The 654-nt window shown below is 63.0% G+C and carries 1 protein-coding gene; it reads left to right on the forward strand.

What is annotated here, in order from left to right; genetic code table 11:
• Positions 1-4 precede the first annotated feature (4 nt).
• A partial coding sequence (locus tag JQM68_RS13615; protein ID WP_412758482.1) for an electron transfer flavoprotein subunit alpha/FixB family protein occupies positions 5-654 on the forward strand: 650 nt, incomplete at its 3' end.

Below are 654 nucleotides of genomic sequence, written 5' to 3' on the forward strand. Positions count from 1 at the left end.
GACTATGTCTAATTTCAACAGTGCTGATATCGCTGCTTTCAAGGATGTATGGGTGTTCTGTGAGCAGCGCGAGGGCAAGCTGATGCCCACCGATTTTGAGCTGATTTCCAAGGGCCGCGACCTGGCCAACGAGCTGGGCGTGAACCTGTGCGGCCTGCTGCTGGGCGGCGAGGGCATCGAGTCCGTCGCTAAGGAGCTGGGCGGCTACGGCGCGGACAAGGTCTATGTCTGCGAGAGCCCCCTGCTGGGCGTGTACAACACCGACGCCTATGCCAAGGTCATCTGCGACGTCATCGAGGACCTGAAGCCCGAGGCGTTCCTGATCGGCGCCACCAACATCGGCCGTGACCTGGGCCCCCGCTGCGCGGCCCGTCTGCACACCGGCCTGTGCGCTGACTGTACCCACCTGGACGTGGATGTGCCCAACTACATCCAGTTCCTGCGGGAGGCCTCCACTCTGGACGTTGACGCCCAGAAGTGGGACATGGAGGACCGCAACCTGAAGATGACCCGTCCCGCTTTCGGCGGCCATCTGATGGCTACCATCATCTGCCCCCGCTTCCGTCCCTGCATGGCCACCGTGCGTCCCGGCGTTATGAAGAAGAACGCCTTCGACCAGGCCAAGGCTGACGCCTGCGAGATCGTGAAGCCCGC

This window comes from Oscillibacter valericigenes (assembly GCF_021531435.1).
Lineage (GTDB): Bacteria > Bacillota > Clostridia > Oscillospirales > Oscillospiraceae > Oscillibacter > Oscillibacter valericigenes_B.